This window comes from Micromonospora palythoicola (assembly GCF_036689795.1).
Taxonomy (GTDB): domain Bacteria; phylum Actinomycetota; class Actinomycetes; order Mycobacteriales; family Micromonosporaceae; genus Micromonospora; species Micromonospora palythoicola.
Genome location: NZ_JBAGKI010000023.1, coordinates 54523 through 75743, shown reverse-complemented (window position 1 = coordinate 75743; position 21221 = coordinate 54523). Strand labels below are relative to the sequence as shown.

The window sequence follows — 21221 nt, the reverse complement described above, 5'->3', positions numbered from 1 at the left end:
CTGGAAAGCGGATGACCGAGCGAATCGAGCCGGTGTCATGACCAGTGCTGCCTACCAGGTCACCCATCTCGACGCGCTGGAGGCGGAGAGCATCTTCGTGATGCGCGAGGTGGTCGCCGAGTTGGAGCGGCCGGTGCTGCTGTTCTCCGGTGGCAAGGACTCGATCGTCATGCTCCGGCTGGCGCAGAAGGCGTTCGCACCGGGTCACATTCCGTTCCCGGTGATGCACGTCGACACGGGTCACAACTTCCCGGAGGTGCTCGACTACCGCGACCGGCGGGTGGCCGAGCTGGGCCTGCAGCTGGTGGTGGCCAGCGTGCCGGAGGCGCTGGCCAGCGGTCTGGTCCGGGAGCCGGCGGACGGCACGCGTAACCGGATCCAGACGCCGGTGCTGCTGGAGGCGGTGGAGAAGCACCGTTTCAACGCCCTTTTCGGCGGGGCGCGGCGGGACGAGGAGAAGGCTCGGGCGAAGGAACGGATGTTCAGCTTCCGGGACGAGTTCGGCCAGTGGGATCCGAAGAACCAGCGGCCGGAGTTGTGGGCGCTCTACAACGGTCGGCATCATCCGGGCGAGTCGATCCGGGTGTTCCCGCTGTCCAACTGGACCGAGTTGGACGTGTGGCACTACATCGCCCGGGAGCGGATCGAGCTGCCGTCGATCTACTACGCGCACGACCGTGAGGTGGTCGAGCGGGACGGGATGCTCTACGCGGTGAACGAGTTCCTGCCGGCGCGGGCCGGTGAGGAGCGGTTCAAGGCCCGGGTGCGGTACCGCACGGTCGGCGACGCCTCCTGCACGGCGGCGGTGCGTTCCGACGCGGACACGGTCGAGAAGGTCATCGACGAGGTCGCCGCGACCCGGATCACCGAGCGGGGCGCGACCCGGGGTGACGACCGGGTCAGCGAGGCCGCGATGGAGGACCGCAAGCGGGAGGGCTACTTCTGATGAGCACCGAGACTCTGGCGACCAGTGCGGTCGCCGAGGGCCGGCCGATGGACCTGTTGCGTTTCGCCACGGCCGGGAGTGTCGACGACGGCAAGTCGACCCTGATCGGTCGGCTGCTCTACGACACGAAGTCGCTGTTCACCGACCAGTTGGCGGCGGTGGAGGCGGTCAGCGCGGCCCGCGGTGACGAGTACACGAACCTGGCGCTGCTCACCGACGGGTTGCGGGCGGAGCGGGAGCAGGGCATCACGATCGACGTGGCGTACCGCTACTTCGCCACGCCTCGGCGCAAGTTCATCATCGCCGACACCCCCGGGCACATCCAGTACACCCGGAACATGGTCACCGGTGCCTCCACCGCTGACCTGGCGCTGATCCTGGTGGACGCCCGCAAGGGTCTGGTCGAGCAGTCCCGCCGGCATGCCTTCCTCTGCTCGCTGTTGCGGGTGCCGCACCTGGTGCTCTGCGTCAACAAGATGGATCTGGTCGACTTCTCGCAGGAGGTCTTCGAGCGGATCGCCGACGAGTTCACCGCGTTCGCCGCGAAGCTGGACGTGCCGGATCTGACGGTGGTGCCGATCTCCGCGTTGCGGGGCGACAACATCGTCAGCCGTTCGGAGAACATGCCCTGGTACGAGGGCCCGGCGCTGCTGCACCACCTGGAGCGGGTGCACATCGCCAGCGACCGTAACCTGGTCGACGTCCGCTTCCCGGTGCAGTACGTGATCCGTCCCCAGTCGACCACGGTGACCGACTACCGGGGCTACGCCGGCCAGGTGGCCTCGGGGGTGCTCAAGCCGGGTGACGAGGTGATGGTGCTGCCCTCGGGCTTCACCAGCCGGATCGCCGCGGTGGAGACCGCCGACGGGCCGGTCGCGGAGGCGTTTCCGCCGATGTCGGTGACGGTACGCCTGGAGAACGAGATCGACATCTCGCGTGGTGACATGATCTGCCGGCCGAACAACGCGCCGGCGGTGGCCCAGGACATCGAGGCGATGATCTGCTGGATGGACGAGACCCGTCCGTTGCAGGTCGGCGGCAAGTACTCGATCAAGCACACGACCCGTGCGGCGCGGGCCATCGTCCGGGGTCTGCACTACCGCCTCGACATCAACTCCCTGCATCGCGACGAGTCGGCGACCGAGCTGCGGCTCAACGAGATCGGTCGGGTCCGGCTGCGGACCACCATCCCGCTGCTGGCCGACGAGTACCGCCGCAATCGCACCACCGGCGGTTTCATCATCATCGACGAGGCCACCAACCGTACGGTCGGTGCCGGCATGATCGTCGAAACCCCCTGACCCCACCCCACCTCACCCCACCCCACCCCACCCCAGGTTGATCAAGAAGTTCTGGTCGCGACTGCGCTGGATCCCGACCGAAACTTCTTGATCAACGGGGTGGGGTGGGGTTAGTCCAGGCGGGTGGCGCCTGGGGCGGGGGTGGCGGTGGTCACGGTGGGGGCAGCGAAGGCACGGTCGGCGTAGGCGGTGGTGACGGCCGCCCCCACCCGGTCGGACTGGTCCGCCTCGACCAGGGCCAGCACGCAGCCGCCGAAGCCGCCACCGGTCATCCGGGCACCGAGCGCCCCGGCGGTCAGCGCGGCCTCGACCGCGAGGTCCACCTCGGCGACGGTGATGGCGAAGTCGTCACGCATGGAGGCGTGCGAGGCGGTGAGCAGCGGCCCGATCCGCCGGACCTGCCCGGCGCGCAGCAGCGCGACGGTGTCGAGCACCCGCTGGTCCTCGGTGACCACGTGGCGGACCCGGCGGCGGGTCTCGTCGTCGGGCAGCCGGGCCAGCGTCTCGTCGAGACCAGCGGACGGCACGTCACGCAGGGCGGGTACGCCGAGCAGGCCGGCCGCCTTCTCGCAGCTGGCGCGGCGGGCCGCGTACTCGCCGTCGGCGTGCCGGTGCGGGGCGCGACTGTCGATCACCAGCACCGCGAGGTCGGCGCCGTCGAGGTCGAACGGGATGTGTTCGACCCGCTCGGTGCGGCAGTCGAGGAAGAGGGCGTGTCCGGCGCGGCAGCGGATCACCGCGGACTGGTCCATGATGCCGGTGGGCGCGCCGACGTACCGGTTCTCGGCGCGCTGGGCCAGCCGGGGCTGTCGTTCAGCCGGCAGGTCCAGCCCGCCCAGGTCGACGAGGGCGGCGAGCACGGCGGCCTCCAGCGCGGCGGAGGAGGAGAGTCCCGCGCCGAGCGGCACGTCCGAGGCGACGGCCAGCCGGGCACCGGGCACGGCGTGGCCGGCCTCCCGCAGCGCCCACACCACCCCGGCCACGTACGCCGCCCAACCGGTCACCCGACCGGGGTGGGTCACCTCGTCGGTGCCGAAGCTGACCGTTTCGCCGGTCAGCTCCGAGCAGACCGTCCAGCTGCCGGTCGGCTGCGGCGTGGCCGCCACGACGGTACGCAGCGGCAGCGCGAACGGCAGCACGAACCCGTCGTTGTAGTCGGTGTGCTCACCGATCAGGTTGACCCGGCCGGGGGCCGCCCAGCGGCCGGCGGGCGCCTGGCCGTACGCGTGCTGGAAGCGGCTGGTGGCGCGGTCGGCCACCGTGTCGGAGCGACTGTTCACCGGCGGTCCAGGACCTGTGCCCGGTAGAAGGCCCAGGCGTCGGCCACGATGTCGTGCAGGGTGGGCTTGCGCGGTTCCCAGCCCAGCTCGGCGCGGGCCAGGGCGGAGGAGGCGACCAGCTCGGCCGGGTCGCCCTCGCGGCGCGGTGCCACCTCGACCGGCACCGGGTGCCCGGTGACCTCGCGGACGACCTCGACCACCTGCCGGTTGCTGAAGCCGTTGCCGTTGCCGAGGTTGTAGATGCGGTGCTGGCCGCCGGTGGCCGCGTCCAGGGCGAGCAGGTGGGCCCGGGCCAGGTCGGAGACGTGGATGTAGTCGCGGACGCAGGTGCCGTCGACGGTGGGGTAGTCGTCGCCGAAGAGTTGCAGCTTGTCCCGCCGGCCGGCGGCCACCTCCAGGGCGATCGGGATGAGGTGGGTCTCGGGGTCGTGCCGTTCGCCGAGGACAACGTCACCGTCGAGGTGGGCACCGGCGACGTTGAAGTAGCGCAGCGACACGGCGGCCAGGCCGTGCCCGATCGACTCGGAGGTGAGCGCCATGTCGGCGGCGAGCTTCGTCGCCCCGTACGTGTTGGTGGGTGCCTTGACGGCGGTCTCCGGGATGGGCAGCTCGGTGGGGTTGCCGTAGACGGCGGCGGTCGAGGAGAACACCAGCCGTGGTACGCCGGCGGTCCGCACCGCGTCGATGAGCGCCAGGGTGCCGACGGTGTTGTTGTGCCAGTACCGCTCGGGGGCGACCATCGACTCACCGGCGGCGATCAGCGCGGCGAAGTGCAGTACGCCGTCGAAGCCGGCCTGCGGGGTGAGTACCTTGCCCGCGTCGTGGATGCCGGCCTCGATGTGGGTGGCGTCGGGAGCCAGGGCGGCCCGATGGCCGGTGCGCAGATCGTCGAGCACGACCACCTCGTGTCCGGCGTCGAGCAGCATCCGGGTCACCACGCTGCCGATGAAGCCGGCCCCGCCGGTGACGAGCAGTTTCACGTCGGTTCCTCCCGCCTGGCCGGCACGGTCGCGGCCTCGTGGTGGTCACCCTACGGCCCTGGGCTGGTTACCATCACTCCCATGCGGGCCTCGCGTCGGCGCATACCCCGACGGCGTGGCCACGACCTGCACCGCCGCCAGCCGGGTCCGTTGGCTCGAGCGGTCGCCCGGGTCGTGGTCCGGGCCGCCGACGGTGCCCTGCGGCTCGTCACCGACCTGCTGGGTGCCGGCCCGACCGCCGGCCGGGAGCGGATAAGTGAGGCGGAACTGCGGGATCTGGTCGCCGTCAACACGGTCCTCGATCCCGTGGAGCGGCGCATCATCGACGACGTGCTGGTGGCCGGTGCCAGCCTGGTGCGTGAGGTGATGATGCCCCGCACCGAGGTGGTGTTCCTCTCCGCGACGCTGCCGGTCGTCGAGGCGGAACCGCTGGTACGGGCCGGTCCGCACACCCGCTATCCGGTGGTGGACGGCACCCATGACGACGTGGTCGGCGTCGTGCACCTGCGTGACCTGCTGCTCGGCCCGGACCGGGCACCGGGGACCACGGTCGGTCAGCTGGCCCGGGAGGTCAAGCGGCTGCCGGCCAGCAAACGGGTGCTCGCCGCGTTGACGGAGATGCGACGGGAGGGGCATCACCTGGCGGTGGTGGTCGACGAGTACGGGGGCACCGCCGGCATCGTCACCTGCGAGGACCTGATCGAGGAACTGGTCGGTGAGATCCACGACGAGTACGCGGACACCCCCGAGCCCGGGTGCACCGGGCTGCCGGCGATGGTGGACGGTCGACTCAATCTGGCCGACTTCGCCGAACGCACCGGTGTGTCCCTGCCGCCGGGGCCGTACGAGACGGTGGGCGGGTTCGTGATGGCCGCGCTGGGGCGGCTGCCGGGGCCGGGCGACGAGGTGCCGGTCCCTGCCGAATCGTCGGGGACGCCGGGCGGTGGTTTGCTGCTGCGGGTGCTGACCCTGGAAGGTCGACGGGTGGCCCGGCTGGCGGTCACCGCCGCGCGCCTGCCCGAGCAGCGGCGCGAGGTGCTCTCGGCCGCCGACCCGGCCCGACCCGCCGGCCCGTCATGACGTACGCCGGGCCAGCTGACAGAATTGCCGGCATGTCCGACGTTCCCGTCCGCCCCCGCGTCTTCTCCGGCATCCAGCCGACCGCCGACTCGTTCCATCTCGGCAACTATCTCGGCGCGGTGCGGCACTGGGTGGCGTTGCAGGAGTCGCACGACGCGTTCTACTGCGTGGTCGACCTGCACGCCATCACCGCCGGGCACGACCCGAAGGTGCTGCACCAGCGTTCCCGGGTGGCCGCCGCGCAGTTGCTCGCGGTCGGTCTGGACCCGGAACGCTGCACCCTGTTCGTGCAGTCCCAGGTGCCCGAGCACGCCCAGCTGGCGTGGGTGCTCGGTTGCCTCACCGGGTTCGGCGAGGCCAGCCGGATGACCCAGTTCAAGGACAAGTCGCAGAAGCAGGGCAACGAGCGGTCCAGCGTCGGCCTGTTCACCTACCCGATCCTGCAGGCCGCCGACATCCTGCTCTACCAGGCCAACGCCGTACCGGTCGGTGAGGACCAGCGCCAGCACCTGGAGCTGTCCCGGGACCTGGCGCAGCGGTTCAACTCGCTGTTCGGCCGGACCTTCACGGTCCCGGCGCCGCACATCGTCAAGGCCACCGCGAAGATCACCGATCTGCAGGACCCGACCGCCAAGATGTCGAAGTCGTCCTCGTCGCCGGGCGGCATCGTCGACCTGCTCGAGGACCCGGCGCGTTCGGCGAAGAAGATCCGGTCGGCGGTGACCGACACCGGCCGGGAGATCGTCTTCGACGAGACGACCAAACCGGGGATCTCCAACCTGCTCACCATCTTCTCGGCGTTGAGCGGTCGCAGCGTGGACGACCTGGTCGCGGCCTACGACGGTAAGGGCTACGGGGACCTGAAGAAGGATCTCGCCGAGGTGGTCCGGGAGTTCGTCAGCCCCATCCAGGAGCGCACCCGTTCGTACCTCGACGACCCCGCCCAGTTGGACAAGCTCCTCGCCGCCGGCGCGGAGAAGGCCCGTGCGGTGGCGGCGCCGACGTTGCGTACCGCGTACGAGCGGGTGGGGTTCTTCCCTCCGGTACGCGGTGAGTGACCGCCCGGGCGAGGGCGGCGGTGCGGGCAGGGGCCGATGGCCGGAGGGGTGGCGTGCAGCGTGGATCAGGGGACCGGAGCGCCGGCGGTCGGCGACAGTGTCCAGATCGGCATCGCGGTCGACATCCCGGAGCCGTGGGGCGGCCTGCTGACAAGGCGTCGGCTGGCGGCCGGTGACCCGAACGCGGTGCCGGCGCACGTCACCCTGCTCGGGCCGACGGAGATTCCGGTGGCCGCGTTGCCGGCGGTGGAGCGGCACCTGGCCCGGGTCGCCGCCGCCCACCTGCCGTTCAGCCTGCACCTGCGCGGTACGGGCACCTTCCGGCCGGTGACCCAGGTGGTCTTCGTCGCGGTCGCCGCCGGCATCAGCGAGTGCGAACTGCTCGCCGCCGCGATCAATGCCGCCCCGCAGCTACGCCGGGAGCTTCGCTTTCCCTACCATCCGCACGTGACGGTCGCCCAGGACGTCGCGCCGGAGGCGCTGGACAAGGCGTACGAGGACCTGGCGGACTTCTCCGCGATGTTCGAGGTGGACCACTTCACGCTCTTCTCGCACAGCGGGCAGGCGCGGTGGCAGCCACGCCGGGACTTCCGGCTGGGTGGCTGACCGTCCCGGCCGGCACGTCGGGTACCTCTGACACGGCGACGACGGATCGGTGAGGATGACGACGTGAACGTTCTGGGTCGGGTCGAGGCGGCCGTCGACCGCCGGCTGACCGCCGCGCGCCGTCGCTCCCCGGCCTTCGGTCACCTGTGGCGTGCCGGGGTGCTCTACACCGATCTGCAGGGCGGCCGGCTGGCCGCCGCCATCGCCTACTACGGTTTCTTCGCGGTCTTCGCGCTGGCCCTGGTCGCGTACGCGATCTTCGGCGCGATCCTGGAGGGAAACCCTGAGGTGAGCGCGGCGGCGGAGGAGTTCCTCGGCGAGAACCTGCCGTTTCTCGATCCCGCCCAGGTGGCCGACAGCAGCGGCACCGCCGGGGTGGTCGGTCTGCTGATCCTGGTGTTGACCGGGATCGGGTGGGTGGAGGCGATCCGTTCCTCGCAGCGGCTGATCCACGGGCTCAACCAGCATCCGGGCAACCTGGTCGTGCGCCGCCTGGTCGACCTGGGCGTGCTGGTGGTCGTCTTCGTGCTTCTCGGCCTCTCGGTGGCGGCCGTGGACGCGCTGGAGACGCTGCTGCGGTTCCTGCTGCGTAGCACCGGCTCGTTCGCGCTCACCACGGTCAGCGCGCTGCTCAGCGTCCTGGTCAACGCGGTACTGGCCACGCTGCTGCTGGTCGCCGTGCCTCGGGTGCGGATGAGCCGGTCCCGGTTGCGGCCGGTGGTGCTGATCGTCGCGGTCGGCATCACCCTGCTCAACACCGTCGGCCGGTTCTGGGTGGGGCGGGTCGAACACAACCCGGCGTACACGGTGGTCGCCACCGCCGTCGGGCTGCTGGTCTACCTCTACCTGCTCAACCAACTGGTGCTCTTCGGCGCGGCGCTGGCGGCGACGAGCCGGCGCGGACGGACGGTGGACCTGGCCGGCCGGCGTCCGCCTGTCGACCTGGACGTGGACTCCGATCCCGGTACGCCGGGCGGGGCGGGTTGAGCCGCTGCTCCCGGCGGTCGTACCTTCCGCCGAACTCGCCCCCACCTGCCGGAACACCGACGATGATGGGCGCGTGGGGGCACTCGTGACGTTGGACCTGCCGGCCGATTCGCCGATGCTGGAGCTGCCGTGGATCATCACGTTCGCTCCGCTCGGTGAGGTCGACGAGTGGGAGCCGGTGGTGTGCGGCCCGTACGAGCGACCGCACGCGTTGGCGTTGGCCGAGGCGGTGGTCGCCGAGGAGCAGCTGATGGCGGTGGTGGAACCGCTGGTGCCGGCGGTGTCGGTGGAGCAGATCCGGGGAGAGATCGCCGCCGCGCAGCTCGCCGCGCAGGACGAGGTGACCCGGGTGGACCAGGCCGACCTCTACGGCGACTACGAGGACACCATCGACGAGGAGGAACTGGAGGCGGCCGAGCACGACCGGGCGACGGGCCCGCTGCCGGCGCCGGACGTGGCCGAGCTGCGTGCCGGGTTCGCCCGGATCGCCGCCCAGCTCACCGGCGGTTGACCCGGTCCGCCGGTGGTGGACGGTGGGGCGGACGGGCCAGCACGCAGAACTCGTTGTCCTCCGGGTCGACCAGCACCACGAAGCCCTCGTCGCCCCGCTGCCCCACGTCGGCGTGTCGGGCACCGAGACCGATGAGTCGGCGGACCTCCTCTGCCTGGTCACCGTCGGCGACCAGGTCCAGATGCAGCCGGTTCTTTCCGTGCTTCGGGGTGCCCGAGCCCTGCAACCAGATAATTGGTGACTCCGGCGAGCCGTCCGGCGGCGGGTAGAGCTTGGCGCTGCCGTCGCCGCCGCTGTCGACCCGGTAACCGAGCGCCGCGGACCAGAAGTCGACCATCAGATCGAGATCGATGATGTCCAGCGTGTACTGCGCCACATGAAGGCCCATGGCCTGCCGGTACCCCGGGCGGTCGTCGTCGACACCGGACGACCCACCGGTGCCGGTGCCCCGGGGATCACCCCGGGCACCGGCACCGTCGCACCCCCCACCACAAGGGGTCGTGCCCAGCCGCCCGGCGGCGCGTCGCACGCCGGACGGCCGAGTCGATGGCGGGCTACCCGTTCGGGTGCCGCTCGAACCAGACCGCCGCGTCGACCGGCAGCAGGTGGCCGCAGTCGCGTTCGGTGAGGGTGCTGCTGGCGACCAGCGGCGTGCCGTACCCGTCGATCACCACCGGTGCGTCGCTGATGTTCACCACGCAGGTCAGCACGGTGCCGGCGGCCTCGCGTTGGAAGGCGAGCACTCCCGGGCCGGTCTCCAGCCAGGTGATGCCCCCCAGGCCGGCCAGCGCCGGATGGGTGTGGCGGATCCGCAGCGCCGCCCGGTACAGCTCAAGGGTGGAGCCGGGGGTACCGGTCTGTGCGGCCACCGAGAGGGCCCGCCAGGTCGTCGGGGCCGGCAACCAACTCAGCGCGCTGCCGGCCGGTCCGAAGCCGTACGGGGCCAGGTCGCCGCTCCACGGGATCGGTACCCGGCAGCCGTCCCGGCTCTCGCCGGTGCGCAGGAAGGCCGGATCCTGACGCAGCTCGTCGGGCAGGTCGAGCACCTCGGGCAGGCCCAGTTCCTCACCCTGGTACAGGTAGGCACAGCCGGGCAGGGCGAGCATCAGCAGCGCGGCGGCCCGGGCCCGACGCAGCCCGACCTCGCCGTCGCCGTAGCGGGTGACGTGCCGTTGCCGGTCGTGGTTGGACAGCACCCAGGTGGTCGGTGCGCCGACGATCGTGGATTCGGCCAGCGCGGTGTCGATCACCTTGCGGAACGAGTCGGCCGACCAGGTGGCGTCGAGGAAGTCGAAGCTGAACGCCTGGTGCAGTTCGTCCGGGCCGATGTAGCGGGCCAGCCGCTGCGGTGTCTCGGCCCATGCCTCGGCGACGGCCATCCGACCGCCCGGGTAGCTGTCCAGGATGGGCCGCCAGGCGCGGTAGATGTCGTGTACCTCGTCCTGGTCGAAGTAGGGCAGCCGGCCCTTGCCGAGCAGCTCGGACTGGCGTCGGCCGGTGGTCATCGAGTTGAAACCGACGTCCGGCAGCCCGGCGGCCTTGATCATGCCGTGGGCCACGTCGATCCGGAATCCATCGACGCCACGGTCCAGCCAGAAGCGGAGGATGTCCTCGAACTCGCGGCGTACCTCGGAGTGCCGCCAGTTCAGGTCGGGTTGGGCGGGGTCGAACAGGTGCAGGTACCACTGGCCGTCGGGGACCCGGGTCCAGGCCGGGCCGCCGAAGATGCTCTCCCAGTCGTTCGGTGGCTGCGCGCCGTCGTCGCCCTTGCCGTCGGCGAAGAGGTAGCGCGCCCGTTCGGGCGAGCCGGGAGCGGCGGCCAGTGCCGCGGTGAACCAGGGGTGCTTGTCCGAGGTGTGGTTCGGCACGATGTCGACGATGATCCGCAGGCCGAGCGCGTGGGCATCGGTGATCATCGCCTCGAAGTCGGCGAGGTTGCCGAACATCGGGTCGACGTCGCGGTAGTCGGCGACGTCGTAACCACCGTCGACCATGGGCGAGGTGTAGAACGGGGTCAGCCAGAGCGCGTCGACACCCAGCTCGCGCAGGTAGGGCAGGCGCTCCCGGATGCCCTGGAGGTCACCGACGCCGTCGCCGTCGGAGTCGGCGAAGCTGCGGACGTAGACCTGGTAGACGACGGCTGATCGCCACCAGTCGATGTCGGAGGTCAGCGGCGACGGGATGCTGACGGTCATCGGGTGTTCCCCGTTCTGTGGCGCGGTACGACGGCTACCCGGCGTGGGCTAGGTGGGGGCGCACGGGTGTCTGAGCAGAATGCCGCGCCAACTCTGCAAGAGTCAAGCATTTCTTGCGCAAGAAGGGTTGGTCGCGCCTCGGGCGCGAGCTACGTCACGCCGGACCGCTCACGCCGGACCGCTCACGCCGGACCGTTCACGCCGGAACCGCCAGCGCGGAGGGTGCCGGTCGCTGCCGCGGGCCGCTCGGTGCGGACGTGTCGTCCTGCCGCGCCACGGCGGTCGACCCGCGCACCACCAGCTCCGGCCGGAACAGGTACTCCGAGTGCGGGGCACCGTGTCCGTTGATCTCGTCGACCAGTGCCCGGACCGCCGCGACCGCCATCGCGGCCACCGGTTGACGCATGGTGGTCAGCGGCGGATCGGTGAAGGCCATCAGCGGCGAGTCGTCGTAGCCGACCACCGAGAGGTCCCCCGGTACGGACATGCCCCGCTGCCGGGCGGCCCGGATGGCGCCGAGCGCCATCAGGTCCGAGCCGCAGACGATCCCGGTGGCGCCGCGCTCGATCAGCCGACCCGCCGCGGCCTCGCCGCCCTCGACGCCGAACAGCGACAGCTCGGTCAGCTCGGCCAACTCGCCGGCGTCGACGCCGGCGAGGCGCTCCATCGCCGCCTTGTAGCCGCTGACCTTGCGCTGCACCGGCACGAAGCGGTCCGGGCCGGTGATCAGGCCGATCCGCCGGTGACCCAGGGCCACCAGGTGGGCCACGGCCAGCTCGGCGGCCTCCCGGTCGTCACAGGAGACGAAGGGCGCCGGGATGCCCGGCGCGTATCCGTTGATCATCACGATCGGCAGCGGGCGAGCGAGCAGGGTGCGGTACCGGTCGTGGTCGGCGGCGGTGTCGGCGTGCAGACCGGAGACGAAGACGATGCCGGAGACCTGCCGGTCCAACAGCATCTCGACGTACTCGTCCTCGCGTACGCCGCCGGGGGTCTGGGTGCACAGCACCGGGGTGTAGCCGGTGGGAGCCAGGGCCGACTCGATGATCTGGGCGAACGCCGGGAAGATCGGATTGTCCAGCTCCGGGACCACCAGGCCGACCAGTCCGGCGCTGCGCTTGCGCAGCCGCGCGGGACGCTCGTACCCGAGCACGTCGAGGGCGGTCAGGACGGCCTGCCGAGTCTCGGGTGCCACGCCGGGGCGGTCGTTGAGCACCCGCGACACCGTGGCCTCGCTGACGTCGGCCTGCTGGGCGATGTCGGACAGGCGAGCGCGCATGGCGGCACTGTAGCTCACCGCCAACTTCTTGCGCATTGGTCGGCAAGAACTTGCAGAATCGAGCAGCGGTCGTCGGGAGCGTTCCCACGACACCTGCCCGGAGCTGAGGTTGTCGGAACGATGAGTGGCCGTGAGATGTGCGTACGGTGACGCTGGTTGGGAGTTCGGTCACCCCAGTCTGGGGCAATATGCCCAGATGGCACCACTTGTCGACGGTCGACGTTGCGGATGGAGCACGGTTGTTGCCGGGGCGTTCGCAAGGGGTTTCTAGTTTCGAAAGTTCTTGCTACTGTCCCCGCCGTTACCCGGCAGGCAATTTAGGAGCGAACATGCGCCGCACAGCCAGGGGGATCGCCGTACTCGCCGCTGCCACTCTCGCCCTTTCCGTCGCCGCGTGCGGCGGGGAGGACGACCAGGCGGCCGAGGAGCAGCCGGCGGTCGACCCCGCTTCCCTCACCGCAGAACTGACCTGGTGGGACACCTCGGATCCGAAGAACGAGGGCCCGGCGTTCCAGGAGCTGATCGCCAAGTTCAACCAGACCTACCCGAACGTCAAGATCAACTACCAGTCGGTGCCGTTCGGTGAGGCGCAGAACAAGTTCAAGACCGCCGCACAGGCGAATTCCGGCGCACCGGACATCCTGCGGGCCGAGGTCGCCTGGGTGCCCGAGTTCGCCTCGCTGGGCTACCTGTACGCGCTGGACGGCTCCGAGCTGCTCGCCGACGAGTCGGACTTCCTGGAGACGCCGCTCGCGTCCAACAAGTTCGACGGCAAGACCTACGGCGTTCCCCAGGTCACCGACAGCCTCGCGCTGATGTACAACAAGGAGCTGCTGAACGAGGCCGGCATCAGCGCGCCCCCGAAGACCTGGGCCGAGCTGAAGACCGCGGCGCAGACCGTCCAGGAGAAGACCGACGCCGAGGGCGTCTACATCAACCCGGCCGGCTACTTCCTGCTGCCCTTCATGTACGGCGAGGGTGGCGATCTGGTCGACACCGCGAGCAAGAAGATCGTCATCGACTCGGAGCAGAACGCGGCCGGGCTGGCGATCGCCAAGGACCTGATCGACAGCGGTGCGGCGGTCAAGCCGTCCGCCAACGACGCCTACGGCACCATGATGACCCTCTTCAAGGAGAAGAAGGTCGCCATGATCATCAATGGCCCGTGGGAGGTCAACAACGTCCAGCAGGCGCCGGGCTTCGGCGGCCTGGAGAACCTGGGCATCGCGCCGGTGCCGGGTGGCTCGGCGAAGGCCGGTGGCCCGGTCGGCGGCCACAACTACGTGATCTGGTCCGGCATGCCGCAGGAGAAGGTCGACGCCGCCGTCGCGTTCGTCAAGTTCATGAGCTCCGCCGAGTCGCAGGCGTTCCTGTCGGAGAAGCTGGGCCTGCTGCCGACCCGCACCTCGGCGTACGAGCTCGACGCGGTCAAGAACAACCCCATCGTCGCCGCGTTCCAGCCGGTCGTCGAGGCCGGGGTGGGTCGCCCGTGGATCCCCGAGGCCGGTCAGTTCTTCGGCCCGCTGGACCAGATGGCCACCGAGGTTCTGATCCAGAACAAGGACCCGAAGGCCGCGCTGGACACCGTCGCGAAGAAGTACAAGGCCGAGGTCGTCCCCTCCTACGAGAACTGACCTCACCGCCGGCGCTCAGCCGGTGACCTCTCGGCACCCGGCAGGGTCGCGTGACCGTCCGCGGTCGCGGGGCCCTGCCGGGCCTCCCATCATGGAGCGCAGCTGATGACCACCGTGACAGCCGAACCGGCGCCTCCCGCGACGCCGTCCGGCCGATCCGCTCGTCCGTCCCGGCTGCGCCGCAGCTGGGACAAGCACTGGTACGCCTGGGCGATGGTGCTGCCCGTCGTCATCGTCCTGGCAGTTCTGATCTTCTACCCGCTGTTCCGCGGGATCTGGCTCTCCTTCACCAACCTGAACGAGGCGAACCAGGTCGCCGAGATCTGCACCAAGTCGATCACCGGTAGTGAGGTCTGTGCCGAGAACCCCAACCGGTGGGAGTTCGTCGGCCTCGACAACTACGTCCGGGTGCTCACCGGCGAGGTCGGTGAGTTCTGGCAGTGGACCGGCACCACGCTGATCTGGACCTTCGTCTGCGTGGCCTTTCACTTCGGTCTCGGCCTCGGCCTGGCCACCATGCTCAACCGCCCGATGCGGTTCCGGAGCCTCTACCGGGTGCTGCTCGTGCTGCCCTGGGCGGTGCCCGCCTTCGTCAGCGCGTTCGCCTGGAAGTTCATCTTCAACGAGCGCTTCGGCCTGGCCAACGCGCTGCTCTCCGCGGTCGGCATCGACCCGGTCTCGTGGTTCGCCGACCGGTGGACGGCGCTGCTCACCGCCATCGTCACCAACATCTGGCTGGGTGTGCCGTTCATGATGGTGGCGTTGCTCGGTGGCATGCAGACCATCCCGTCGGAGCTGTACGAGGCGGCCGAGATCGACGGTGCCTCCGCCTGGCAGCGGTTCAGGAACATCACCCTGCCCGGCCTGCGGCCGGTCAGCATGACGGTGATCCTGCTCGGCACCATCTGGACGTTCAACATGTTCCCGATCATCTTCCTGGTGACCGAGGGACAGCCGGCCGGGCAGAGCGAGATCCTGGTGACCGGTGCCTACCGGGCCGCCTTCGAGGGCATCCGCAACTACTCGCTGGCCTCGACCTACGGCGTACTGATCCTGTCCATCCTGCTGGTGTTCTCGGTGTTCTACCGCCGAGCGCTACGCAAGCAAGGCGAGGTGTGGTGATGAGTCGGGTGAAGCGGCCCGCGCGTAGCCGACGCAGCCCGGCGCGGTCCGTCCTGCTGCACGGCACGCTGCTGGTGGCCTCGGTGATCGCGATCGGCCCGATCGTCTGGGTGCTGCTCTCCTCGCTGAAGCCCGGATACGCGATCCAGAGCAGCGAGCTGACCCTGTTCCGGGACACCACGCTCGCCAACTACGGCTACGTGTTGACCGAGACGAACTTCCCCAGGTGGTTCCTGAACTCGGTGATCGTCGCGGCCTTCACCATGGGTATCGGCATCTTCCTGTCGGCCACCACCGGGTACGCGGTGTCCCGGTTCAACTTCCCGGGCCGCCGGCCGCTGATGATGGTCTTCCTGGTCACCCAGATGTTCCCGGTGGCCATCCTGATCGTGCCGATCTACACGATCATGGCCCGGCTGGGGCTGATCAACACGATGCCCGCGCTGGTCATCGCGTACCTGACCATCGCGGTGCCGTTCTGCGCCTGGATGTTGAAGGGCTACTTCGACTCCATCCCGACCTCGCTGGACGAGGCGGCGGCGCTGGACGGGTGCGGCCCGTTCGTCACCTTCTGGAAGGTGGTGCTGCCGCTGGCCCGCCCGGCCGTGGCGGTCACCGCCTTCTACACCTTCCTCACCGCGTGGGGCGAGGTGGCGTACGCGTCGGCGTTCATCCAGACCGACAACAAGTTCACCCTCGCGTACGGGCTGCAGCAGTTCGTGCCGCAGTTCAACCCGCAGTGGGAGTACCTGACCGCCGCTGCCGTGCTGGTCACCGTGCCGGCCGGGCTGGTCTTCTTCTTCGCCCAGAAGCACCTGGTCTCCGGCCTGACCGCCGGCGGCACGAAGGGCTGACCGGTCGGGGCGCGGGTGGGCGCTGTCAGCGGGTGGGCGTGTCGACCACGCCCGCCCGCTCCGACGGTGGTGGTCAGCGCTGCCGGCCGAACAGCACGCGGACGCCGGAGAGATAGGTCGCCACGTCCGGGCCGCCGGTGATGATGCGTTGCAGGAACCAGCCCGGCAAGAGGCCGAACAGGGCCGCGGCCACGGCCGCCGGGTCGGCGTCGGCGGGCAGTTCGCCGGTTTCCTGGGCCCTGCTGGCCAGCACCTCGAAGTACCCGCGAAGTTTGGTGTACCTGCTCGCCGCGAACTCGCCGAGGGCCGGGTCCCGTTGCGCCTCTCCCCACACCTGGATCGCGATCCGCAGCACCCCCTCGTCGCCGGCCTGCTCCGCCATGTACGCCAGCGCGTACTCCAGCGCCTTGTCCAGGGGTAGCGGCGGATCCTGCCGGGCCAACTCGTCGAGGACCTGCTCGGCGCCGCCGATGGTCTCCTCGGCGATGGCGCTGATCAGGGACGCCTTGCTGGGGAAGTAGCGGTAGACCGCGCCGACCGAGAGCCCCGCCTCGGCGATCACGTCCTGCATCGTCGTGCGGTGGAAACCCTCACGCAGGAAGCAGCGGCGGGCCGCGTCGACGATCTGGCGGCGGCGGGCGGCGAGGTGTTCCTCCGAGACACGTGGCACGGGTTACATCGTAGAACGAGCGTTCGTTCTTGACAGGAGTCGATGAGCGGGCGGAGTCTGGTCACATAAAAGAACGAGTGTTCGTTTTAGGAGAGTGGAGCCATGCCCACCCGGAACCGGTCACCCCTGCTGCTCGCCGTCCTCGTCGCCGCCCTCGCGGTCATCGCGCAGGCGCTGCTCGTACCCCTGTTCGCGGCTCCGGCGGCGAACCTGGGCCCGCGCGACCTGCCGGTCGCCGTCGCGGGCCCGGCGCCGGCCGTGGCCGACCTGGCCGGGCGGCTCGCCGCCGCGCGTCCCGGCGCCTTCTCGCTGACCACGCTGCCGGACGCGGAGGCGGCCGACCGGGCGCTACGGGACCGGGAGGTCTACGGCGCGTTCGTGATCGGAACCGACGGCCTCGCCCTGCACACCGCGTCGGCCGCCAGTCCCACGGTTGCCGCGCTGCTCACCGAGGCGGTCGGCCAGGTGGGTGAAGGGCGTCCGGTCACCGTGGTCGAGGTGGTGCCGACCACCACCGACGATCCGCGGGGTGCCGGGTTCGCCGCCGGCTTCCTGCCGCTGGCGATGACGAGCCTGCTCGCCGGTGCGCTGCTGGTCCTGCTGGTCGCCGGCGGCTTGGCGCGCCTGGTCGGGCTGGTGGCGACCGGCCTGCTGGCGGGCCTGGTCGGCGTGACCGTCCTGCACGGCTGGCTGGGCGTCATCGCCGGGAACTGGCTCGCCGAGGGTGCCGCCATCGGCCTGTTCGCCGTGGCCGCGTCGGCCATCGTGACGGGGCTCGGTGCCCTCCTCGGGCGACCCGGCATCGGGTTGGGCGCGCTACTGGTCTTCCTGCTCGGCAATCCGCTCTCCGCGGTCGGCGCCGCGCCGGAACTGCTGCCGCAGCCGTGGGGCGCGCTCGGTCAGTGGCTGCCGGTGGGTGCCGGTGGCACGCTGCTGCGCTCGGTTGCGTTCTTCGACGGCACCGGCGCCGGTCGCCCGATTGCCGTACTGGCCGGCTACGCGGTGGTCGGGCTGGCGCTGGTGCTGGTGGCCTCCCGGATGCACCGGGATGCCTCTACTACAAACGGTCGTTGATAGGGCAGGATGGGTCGGGTGGAAGCACTTCGACTCATCCTTCTCTACGTCCACCTGATCGGGTTCGCGTTGCTGCTCGGTGGCGCGATCGCCCAGTACCTGAGCGGCAAGATCCGGGTCAACGCCGCCATGCTGTGGGGTTCGGTGATCCAGCTGCTGACCGGCATCGGGCTGAGCGCCCCGCTGCGCGACGGCGACGAGCCGGCACCCGCGAAGCTTGTGACGAAGCTGGTGCTCGCCCTGCTGATCTTCGTCATGGTCTTCTTCTCCCGCAAGCGGGCCGAGGTCAACCGGGGGCACTTCCTCGCCATCGTGGGATTGACCCTGGTCAACGCCGCCGTGGCGGTCTTCTGGCGATAGTCGCAGCCGGCAGGTCGGCGCCGGGGAAAGGGACTTTTTCGGCACGTGGGTGCCCGCCTGCCGGCACTGGCGAGTGATGTGCCCCACCCGAGCATTACGTAGGGGTAACAGGGCTCCAACAGTCCTGCACGATTGTCGGTCGGCAGGTGGGCGCGGGCGTACGCTCTGCTCCCGTAACGTGGGACGCCGGCGGCAAGGCGCAGGCCGGCTCAAGGGCTGCCACCGCGTACCACGCGGTGTGCAATGGGAAGGAGACGTCTTGCGCTCGGTGCGTGGGATGCGGATCGCCTCGATCATCGCGGCGGGTGGGCTCGTACTGAGCGCCGCCGCCTGTGGCGAGGCTCCGGATGAGGACAACAACGCCGGCTCCGGCGGCGAGGCGTACAGCGCCTGTATGGTCACCGACGTCGGCGGCATCGACGACAAGTCGTTCAACGCCTCGGCCTGGCAGGGCCTGGAGGACGCCAAGGCGGAGAACGACAACATCGAGATCAAGTACGTCGCGTCCAAGGCCGAGGCGGACTACGAGCCGAACCTCACCCAGTACGTCAACCAGGACTGCGACTTCATCCTGGCCGTCGGTGGCCTGATGGGCGACGCGACCAAGAAGATCGCCGAGGCGAACCCGGACCAGCAGTTCGGCATCGTCGACGCCGACCCGGCGGTCGCCAACGTCTACCCGATGCAGTTCGACACCGCCCAGGCCGCCTTCCTCGCCGGCTACGTCGCCGCCGGCATGAGCGAGAGCGGCAAGGTGGGCACCTACGGCGGCCTGAAGATTCCGCCGGTGACCATCTTCATGGACGGCTACGCCGACGGGGTCGCCTACTACAACGAGGCCAAGGGCAAGGACGTCCAGGTCCTCGGGTGGAACAAGGAGACCCAGAACGGCTCCTTCACCAACGACTTCGTCAAGCAGGACGAGGGCAAGAAGGTCAGCGACGCGCTGGTCGCCCAGGGCGCGGACATCATCATGCCGGTGGCCGGCGGCGCCGGCCTCGGCACCACCGGGGCGGCCCAGGCCTCCGGCGGTAAGTACAACACCATCTGGGTGGACGTCGACGGCTGCGAGAGCACCCCGAACTGCCCGGCGATCATCACCACCGTGGTGAAGAACATCCCGGGCGCGGTCAAGGAGGCCGTGCTCAAGGCCGCCGGTGGCGAGCAGCTCCAGGCGGACCCGGGCTTCATCGGCACCCTGGCCAACGACGGCGTCTCGCTGGCCCCGTACCACGAGTTCGACGACAAGGTCCCGGCCGAGCTGAAGGCCGAGGTCGACAAGTTGAAGGCGGACATCGCCGCCGGCACCGTCAAGGTCGAGTCGGCCGCCCAGCCGAAGTGACCCGTCGCCGGCCGCCCCCGGTGAGACGATCACCAGGAGCGGCCGGCGAGCAGAGCACACCTGATCCGGCCGCTGCGGCGCGGGGGAGACCCGCCGTGCCGCAGCGGCCGGTCCGCGCCACCGGTCCGGCCGACGCCGCGCCCGCTCGCCAGCAGCTACGCTGCACCATCGCTTCGCACTCCAGGAGGTTGCGCTGAGACTCGAACTGCGCGGCATCACCAAGCGGTTCGGTGATCTGGTCGCCAACGACCACATCGACCTGACGGTGGAGCCTGGAGAGATCCACGCCCTGCTCGGCGAGAACGGCGCGGGCAAGTCGACCCTGATGAACGTGCTGTACGGGCTCTACCAGCCCGACGAGGGCGAGATCCTGGTCGACGGCAAGCCACTGAAGCTGCGCGGCCCCTCCGACGCCATCGCGGCCGGCATCGGCATGGTGCACCAGCACTTCATGCTGGTGCCCGTCTTCACCGTCACCGAGAACATCATGCTCGGCGCCGAGCAGGTGCGTGGCGGGATCGCCGGGTTCCTGGACCGGCGCCGTGCCCGGCGCGAGGTCGCCGAGGTCTCCGAGCGGTACAACCTGCGGGTCGACCCGGACGCGGTGATCGAGGATCTGCCGGTCGGCATCCAACAGCGGGTCGAGATCGTCAAGGCGCTCACCCGCGACGTCGACCTGCTCATCCTGGACGAGCCCACCGCCGTGCTCACCCCACAGGAGACCGAGGAACTGCTGACGGTGATGCGGTCGCTCAAGGCCGCCGGCAAGTCGATCGTCTTCATCACCCACAAGCTCGGCGAGGTCAAGGCGATCGCCGACCGGATCACGGTGATCCGGCGCGGGAAGACCGTGGGCACCGCCTCGCCCGAGGCCAGCCGGGACGAGCTGGCCGCGCTGATGGTCGGCCGCACCGTCCGGCTCACCGTGGACAAGGCCCCGGCCACCCCGGGCGAGCCCGTCCTGGAACTCTCCGGCCTGGTCGTCGACGACGACCGGCAGGTCCGTGCGGTGGACGGCGTCGACCTGACCGTACGCGCGGGCGAGGTGCTCGGTGTCGCGGGTGTGCAGGGCAACGGACAGACCGAACTGATCGAGGCGATCATGGGCCTGCGTCCGGTGCTCGCCGGCACGATCACCCTCGACGGGCAGCGGATCGACGGCTGGTCGACCAAGAAGGTGCTCCGGGCGGGCGTCGGCTACGTGCCGGAGGACCGCAGCGTCGACGGCCTGGTCAAGGAGTTCACCGTCGCGGAGAACCTGGTGCTGGACGTGTACGACCGGCCACCCTTCGGTCGGGGTCTGTCGCTGCGGCCGGACGAGATCGCCAGGGCCGCGCGGGAGCGGATCGAGCAGTTCGACGTACGCACCTCGTCGGCGGAGGCGCCGGTCGGCACCCTCTCCGGCGGTAACCAGCAGAAAGTGATCGTGGCGCGGGAACTGTCCCGACCGCTGAAGCTGTTCATCGCCGCCCAGCCCACCCGGGGGGTGGACGTCGGCTCGATCGAGTTCATCCACAGCCGGGTCGTCCACGAGCGCGACGCCGGCACCGCCGTGCTGGTGGTCTCCAGCGAACTCGACGAGGTGATCGGACTGGCCGACCGGATCGCGGTGATGTACCGCGGACGGATCATCGGCGTGGTCGGCCCGGACACTGCCCGCGAGGAGATCGGCCTGCTGATGGCCGGCATCACCCCGGACCAGGAGGGTGGCTCCCCCGGCGCCGGACCCGCCGCCGAGGGCGGACCGACGGCGACCGTCAACTCGGACCCGGCCGCCACCACCGATGCGGACGCGGTTTCCGGTACGGGCACTCCGGCGACCACCGATCGTGACGTCGCGGCCACCACCGACGGCGTGGCGCCGGCCGCCGAGGGCCCCGGCAGCGAGGACGAGAAGAACCGATGAGCGAGCGAAACACCAGGTACGGCGGCCTCGTGGCGG

20 protein-coding genes are annotated in these 21221 nt (G+C 70.2%); 14 read left to right on the top strand and 6 right to left on the bottom strand.

The features are described from left to right. Window positions 1-37 precede the first annotated feature (37 nt). Both cysD and cysN read left to right on the top strand, forming a co-directional pair. A complete protein-coding gene (gene cysD / locus V5O40_RS13300; protein ID WP_269739900.1) occupies window positions 38-946 on the top strand; it encodes a sulfate adenylyltransferase subunit CysD in 909 nt (302 codons plus the stop codon). After that, complete coding sequence (gene cysN, locus V5O40_RS13295) at window positions 946-2247, top strand: sulfate adenylyltransferase subunit CysN (RefSeq protein WP_332905714.1); 1302 nt, start codon at window positions 946-948, stop codon at window positions 2245-2247. The genes cysD and cysN overlap by 1 nt, the downstream gene beginning before the upstream one ends. Before the next feature lie 110 nt (window positions 2248-2357). Here the strand turns inward: cysN and galK are convergent, their stop codons facing one another. Both galK and galE read right to left on the bottom strand, forming a co-directional pair. Next, window positions 2358-3527: a galactokinase gene (galK, locus tag V5O40_RS13290; protein ID WP_332905713.1), complete on the bottom strand. Its 1170-nt coding sequence runs from the start codon at window positions 3525-3527 to the stop codon at window positions 2358-2360. Continuing rightward, window positions 3524-4507: a UDP-glucose 4-epimerase GalE gene (galE, locus tag V5O40_RS13285; RefSeq protein WP_332905712.1), complete on the bottom strand. Its 984-nt coding sequence runs from the start codon at window positions 4505-4507 to the stop codon at window positions 3524-3526. Before galE ends, galK begins: the two co-directional genes overlap by 4 nt. An 81-nt stretch (window positions 4508-4588) precedes the next feature. On the opposite strand from galE, the gene V5O40_RS13280 reads away from it, so the two are divergent. The 5 genes from V5O40_RS13280 (at window position 4589) to V5O40_RS13260 (ending at window position 8749) form a co-directional block, all read left to right on the top strand. Beyond that, window positions 4589-5587 carry a hemolysin family protein gene (locus V5O40_RS13280; protein ID WP_332905711.1) on the top strand — a complete coding sequence of 333 codons (999 nt, stop codon included), beginning with the start codon at window positions 4589-4591 and terminating at the stop codon, window positions 5585-5587. A 32-nt stretch (window positions 5588-5619) separates the two neighbouring features. Continuing rightward, on the top strand, window positions 5620-6645 hold the full coding sequence (gene trpS, locus V5O40_RS13275) for a tryptophan--tRNA ligase (protein ID WP_269739895.1): 1026 nt from the start codon (window positions 5620-5622) through the stop codon (window positions 6643-6645). Window positions 6646-6681: 36 nt separating this feature from the next. Next, complete coding sequence (locus V5O40_RS13270; RefSeq protein ID WP_332905710.1) at window positions 6682-7251, top strand: 2'-5' RNA ligase family protein; 570 nt, start codon at window positions 6682-6684, stop codon at window positions 7249-7251. Window positions 7252-7314: 63 nt separating this feature from the next. Then, window positions 7315-8238 (top strand): YihY/virulence factor BrkB family protein, encoded by a 924-nt coding sequence (locus tag V5O40_RS13265; RefSeq protein ID WP_332905709.1) that lies wholly within the window; start codon window positions 7315-7317, stop codon window positions 8236-8238. A gap of 73 nt (window positions 8239-8311) precedes the next feature. Next, window positions 8312-8749 (top strand): hypothetical protein, encoded by a 438-nt coding sequence (locus V5O40_RS13260; protein WP_332905708.1) that lies wholly within the window; start codon window positions 8312-8314, stop codon window positions 8747-8749. Here the strand turns inward: V5O40_RS13260 and V5O40_RS13255 are convergent. The 3 genes from V5O40_RS13255 to V5O40_RS13245 all read right to left on the bottom strand — a co-directional run bounded on the left by V5O40_RS13255 (window position 8736) and on the right by V5O40_RS13245 (window position 12223). Beyond that, a complete protein-coding gene (locus tag V5O40_RS13255; protein ID WP_332905707.1) occupies window positions 8736-9137 on the bottom strand; it encodes a VOC family protein in 402 nt (133 codons plus the stop codon). The genes V5O40_RS13260 and V5O40_RS13255 overlap by 14 nt on opposite strands. A gap of 166 nt (window positions 9138-9303) precedes the next feature. Further along, window positions 9304-10944 carry a glycoside hydrolase family 13 protein gene (locus tag V5O40_RS13250; protein WP_332905706.1) on the bottom strand — a complete coding sequence of 547 codons (1641 nt, stop codon included), beginning with the start codon at window positions 10942-10944 and terminating at the stop codon, window positions 9304-9306. A gap of 196 nt (window positions 10945-11140) precedes the next feature. Continuing rightward, window positions 11141-12223 (bottom strand): LacI family DNA-binding transcriptional regulator, encoded by a 1083-nt coding sequence (locus V5O40_RS13245; RefSeq protein WP_332905705.1) that lies wholly within the window; start codon window positions 12221-12223, stop codon window positions 11141-11143. A 329-nt stretch (window positions 12224-12552) separates the two neighbouring features. Between V5O40_RS13245 and V5O40_RS13240 the strand changes: the two genes are divergently transcribed. The 3 genes from V5O40_RS13240 (at window position 12553) to V5O40_RS13230 (ending at window position 15833) form a co-directional block, all read left to right on the top strand. Next, on the top strand, window positions 12553-13857 hold the full coding sequence (locus V5O40_RS13240; RefSeq protein ID WP_332905704.1) for an extracellular solute-binding protein: 1305 nt from the start codon (window positions 12553-12555) through the stop codon (window positions 13855-13857). A gap of 105 nt (window positions 13858-13962) precedes the next feature. Further along, the gene (locus V5O40_RS13235; RefSeq protein WP_269739890.1) at window positions 13963-14979 is read left to right on the top strand and encodes a carbohydrate ABC transporter permease; all 1017 of its coding nucleotides are present in this window, start codon (window positions 13963-13965) and stop codon (window positions 14977-14979) included. After that, window positions 14979-15833, top strand: coding sequence for a sugar ABC transporter permease (locus V5O40_RS13230; RefSeq protein WP_332905703.1), 855 nt, complete (start codon window positions 14979-14981; stop codon window positions 15831-15833). Before V5O40_RS13235 ends, V5O40_RS13230 begins: the two co-directional genes overlap by 1 nt. A 73-nt stretch (window positions 15834-15906) precedes the next feature. Here the strand turns inward: V5O40_RS13230 and V5O40_RS13225 are convergent, their stop codons facing one another. Further along, complete coding sequence (locus V5O40_RS13225; protein WP_332905702.1) at window positions 15907-16503, bottom strand: TetR/AcrR family transcriptional regulator; 597 nt, start codon at window positions 16501-16503, stop codon at window positions 15907-15909. A 102-nt stretch (window positions 16504-16605) separates the two neighbouring features. On the opposite strand from V5O40_RS13225, the gene V5O40_RS13220 reads away from it, so the two are divergent. The 4 genes from V5O40_RS13220 to V5O40_RS13205 all read left to right on the top strand — a co-directional run bounded on the left by V5O40_RS13220 (window position 16606) and on the right by V5O40_RS13205 (window position 21185). Continuing rightward, window positions 16606-17577, top strand: coding sequence for a hypothetical protein (locus tag V5O40_RS13220; RefSeq protein ID WP_332905701.1), 972 nt, complete (start codon window positions 16606-16608; stop codon window positions 17575-17577). 18 nt (window positions 17578-17595) lie between these two features. Beyond that, entirely contained in the window at window positions 17596-17937 is a 342-nt protein-coding gene (locus V5O40_RS13215) for a hypothetical protein (protein WP_332905700.1), read from the top strand. 277 nt (window positions 17938-18214) lie between these two features. Further along, a complete protein-coding gene (locus V5O40_RS13210; RefSeq protein ID WP_332905723.1) occupies window positions 18215-19279 on the top strand; it encodes a BMP family lipoprotein in 1065 nt (354 codons plus the stop codon). A 160-nt stretch (window positions 19280-19439) separates the two neighbouring features. Then, window positions 19440-21185, top strand: a complete 1746-nt coding sequence (locus V5O40_RS13205) for an ABC transporter ATP-binding protein (protein ID WP_332905722.1) — start codon at window positions 19440-19442, stop codon at window positions 21183-21185. Window positions 21186-21221: the final 36 nt, after the last annotated feature.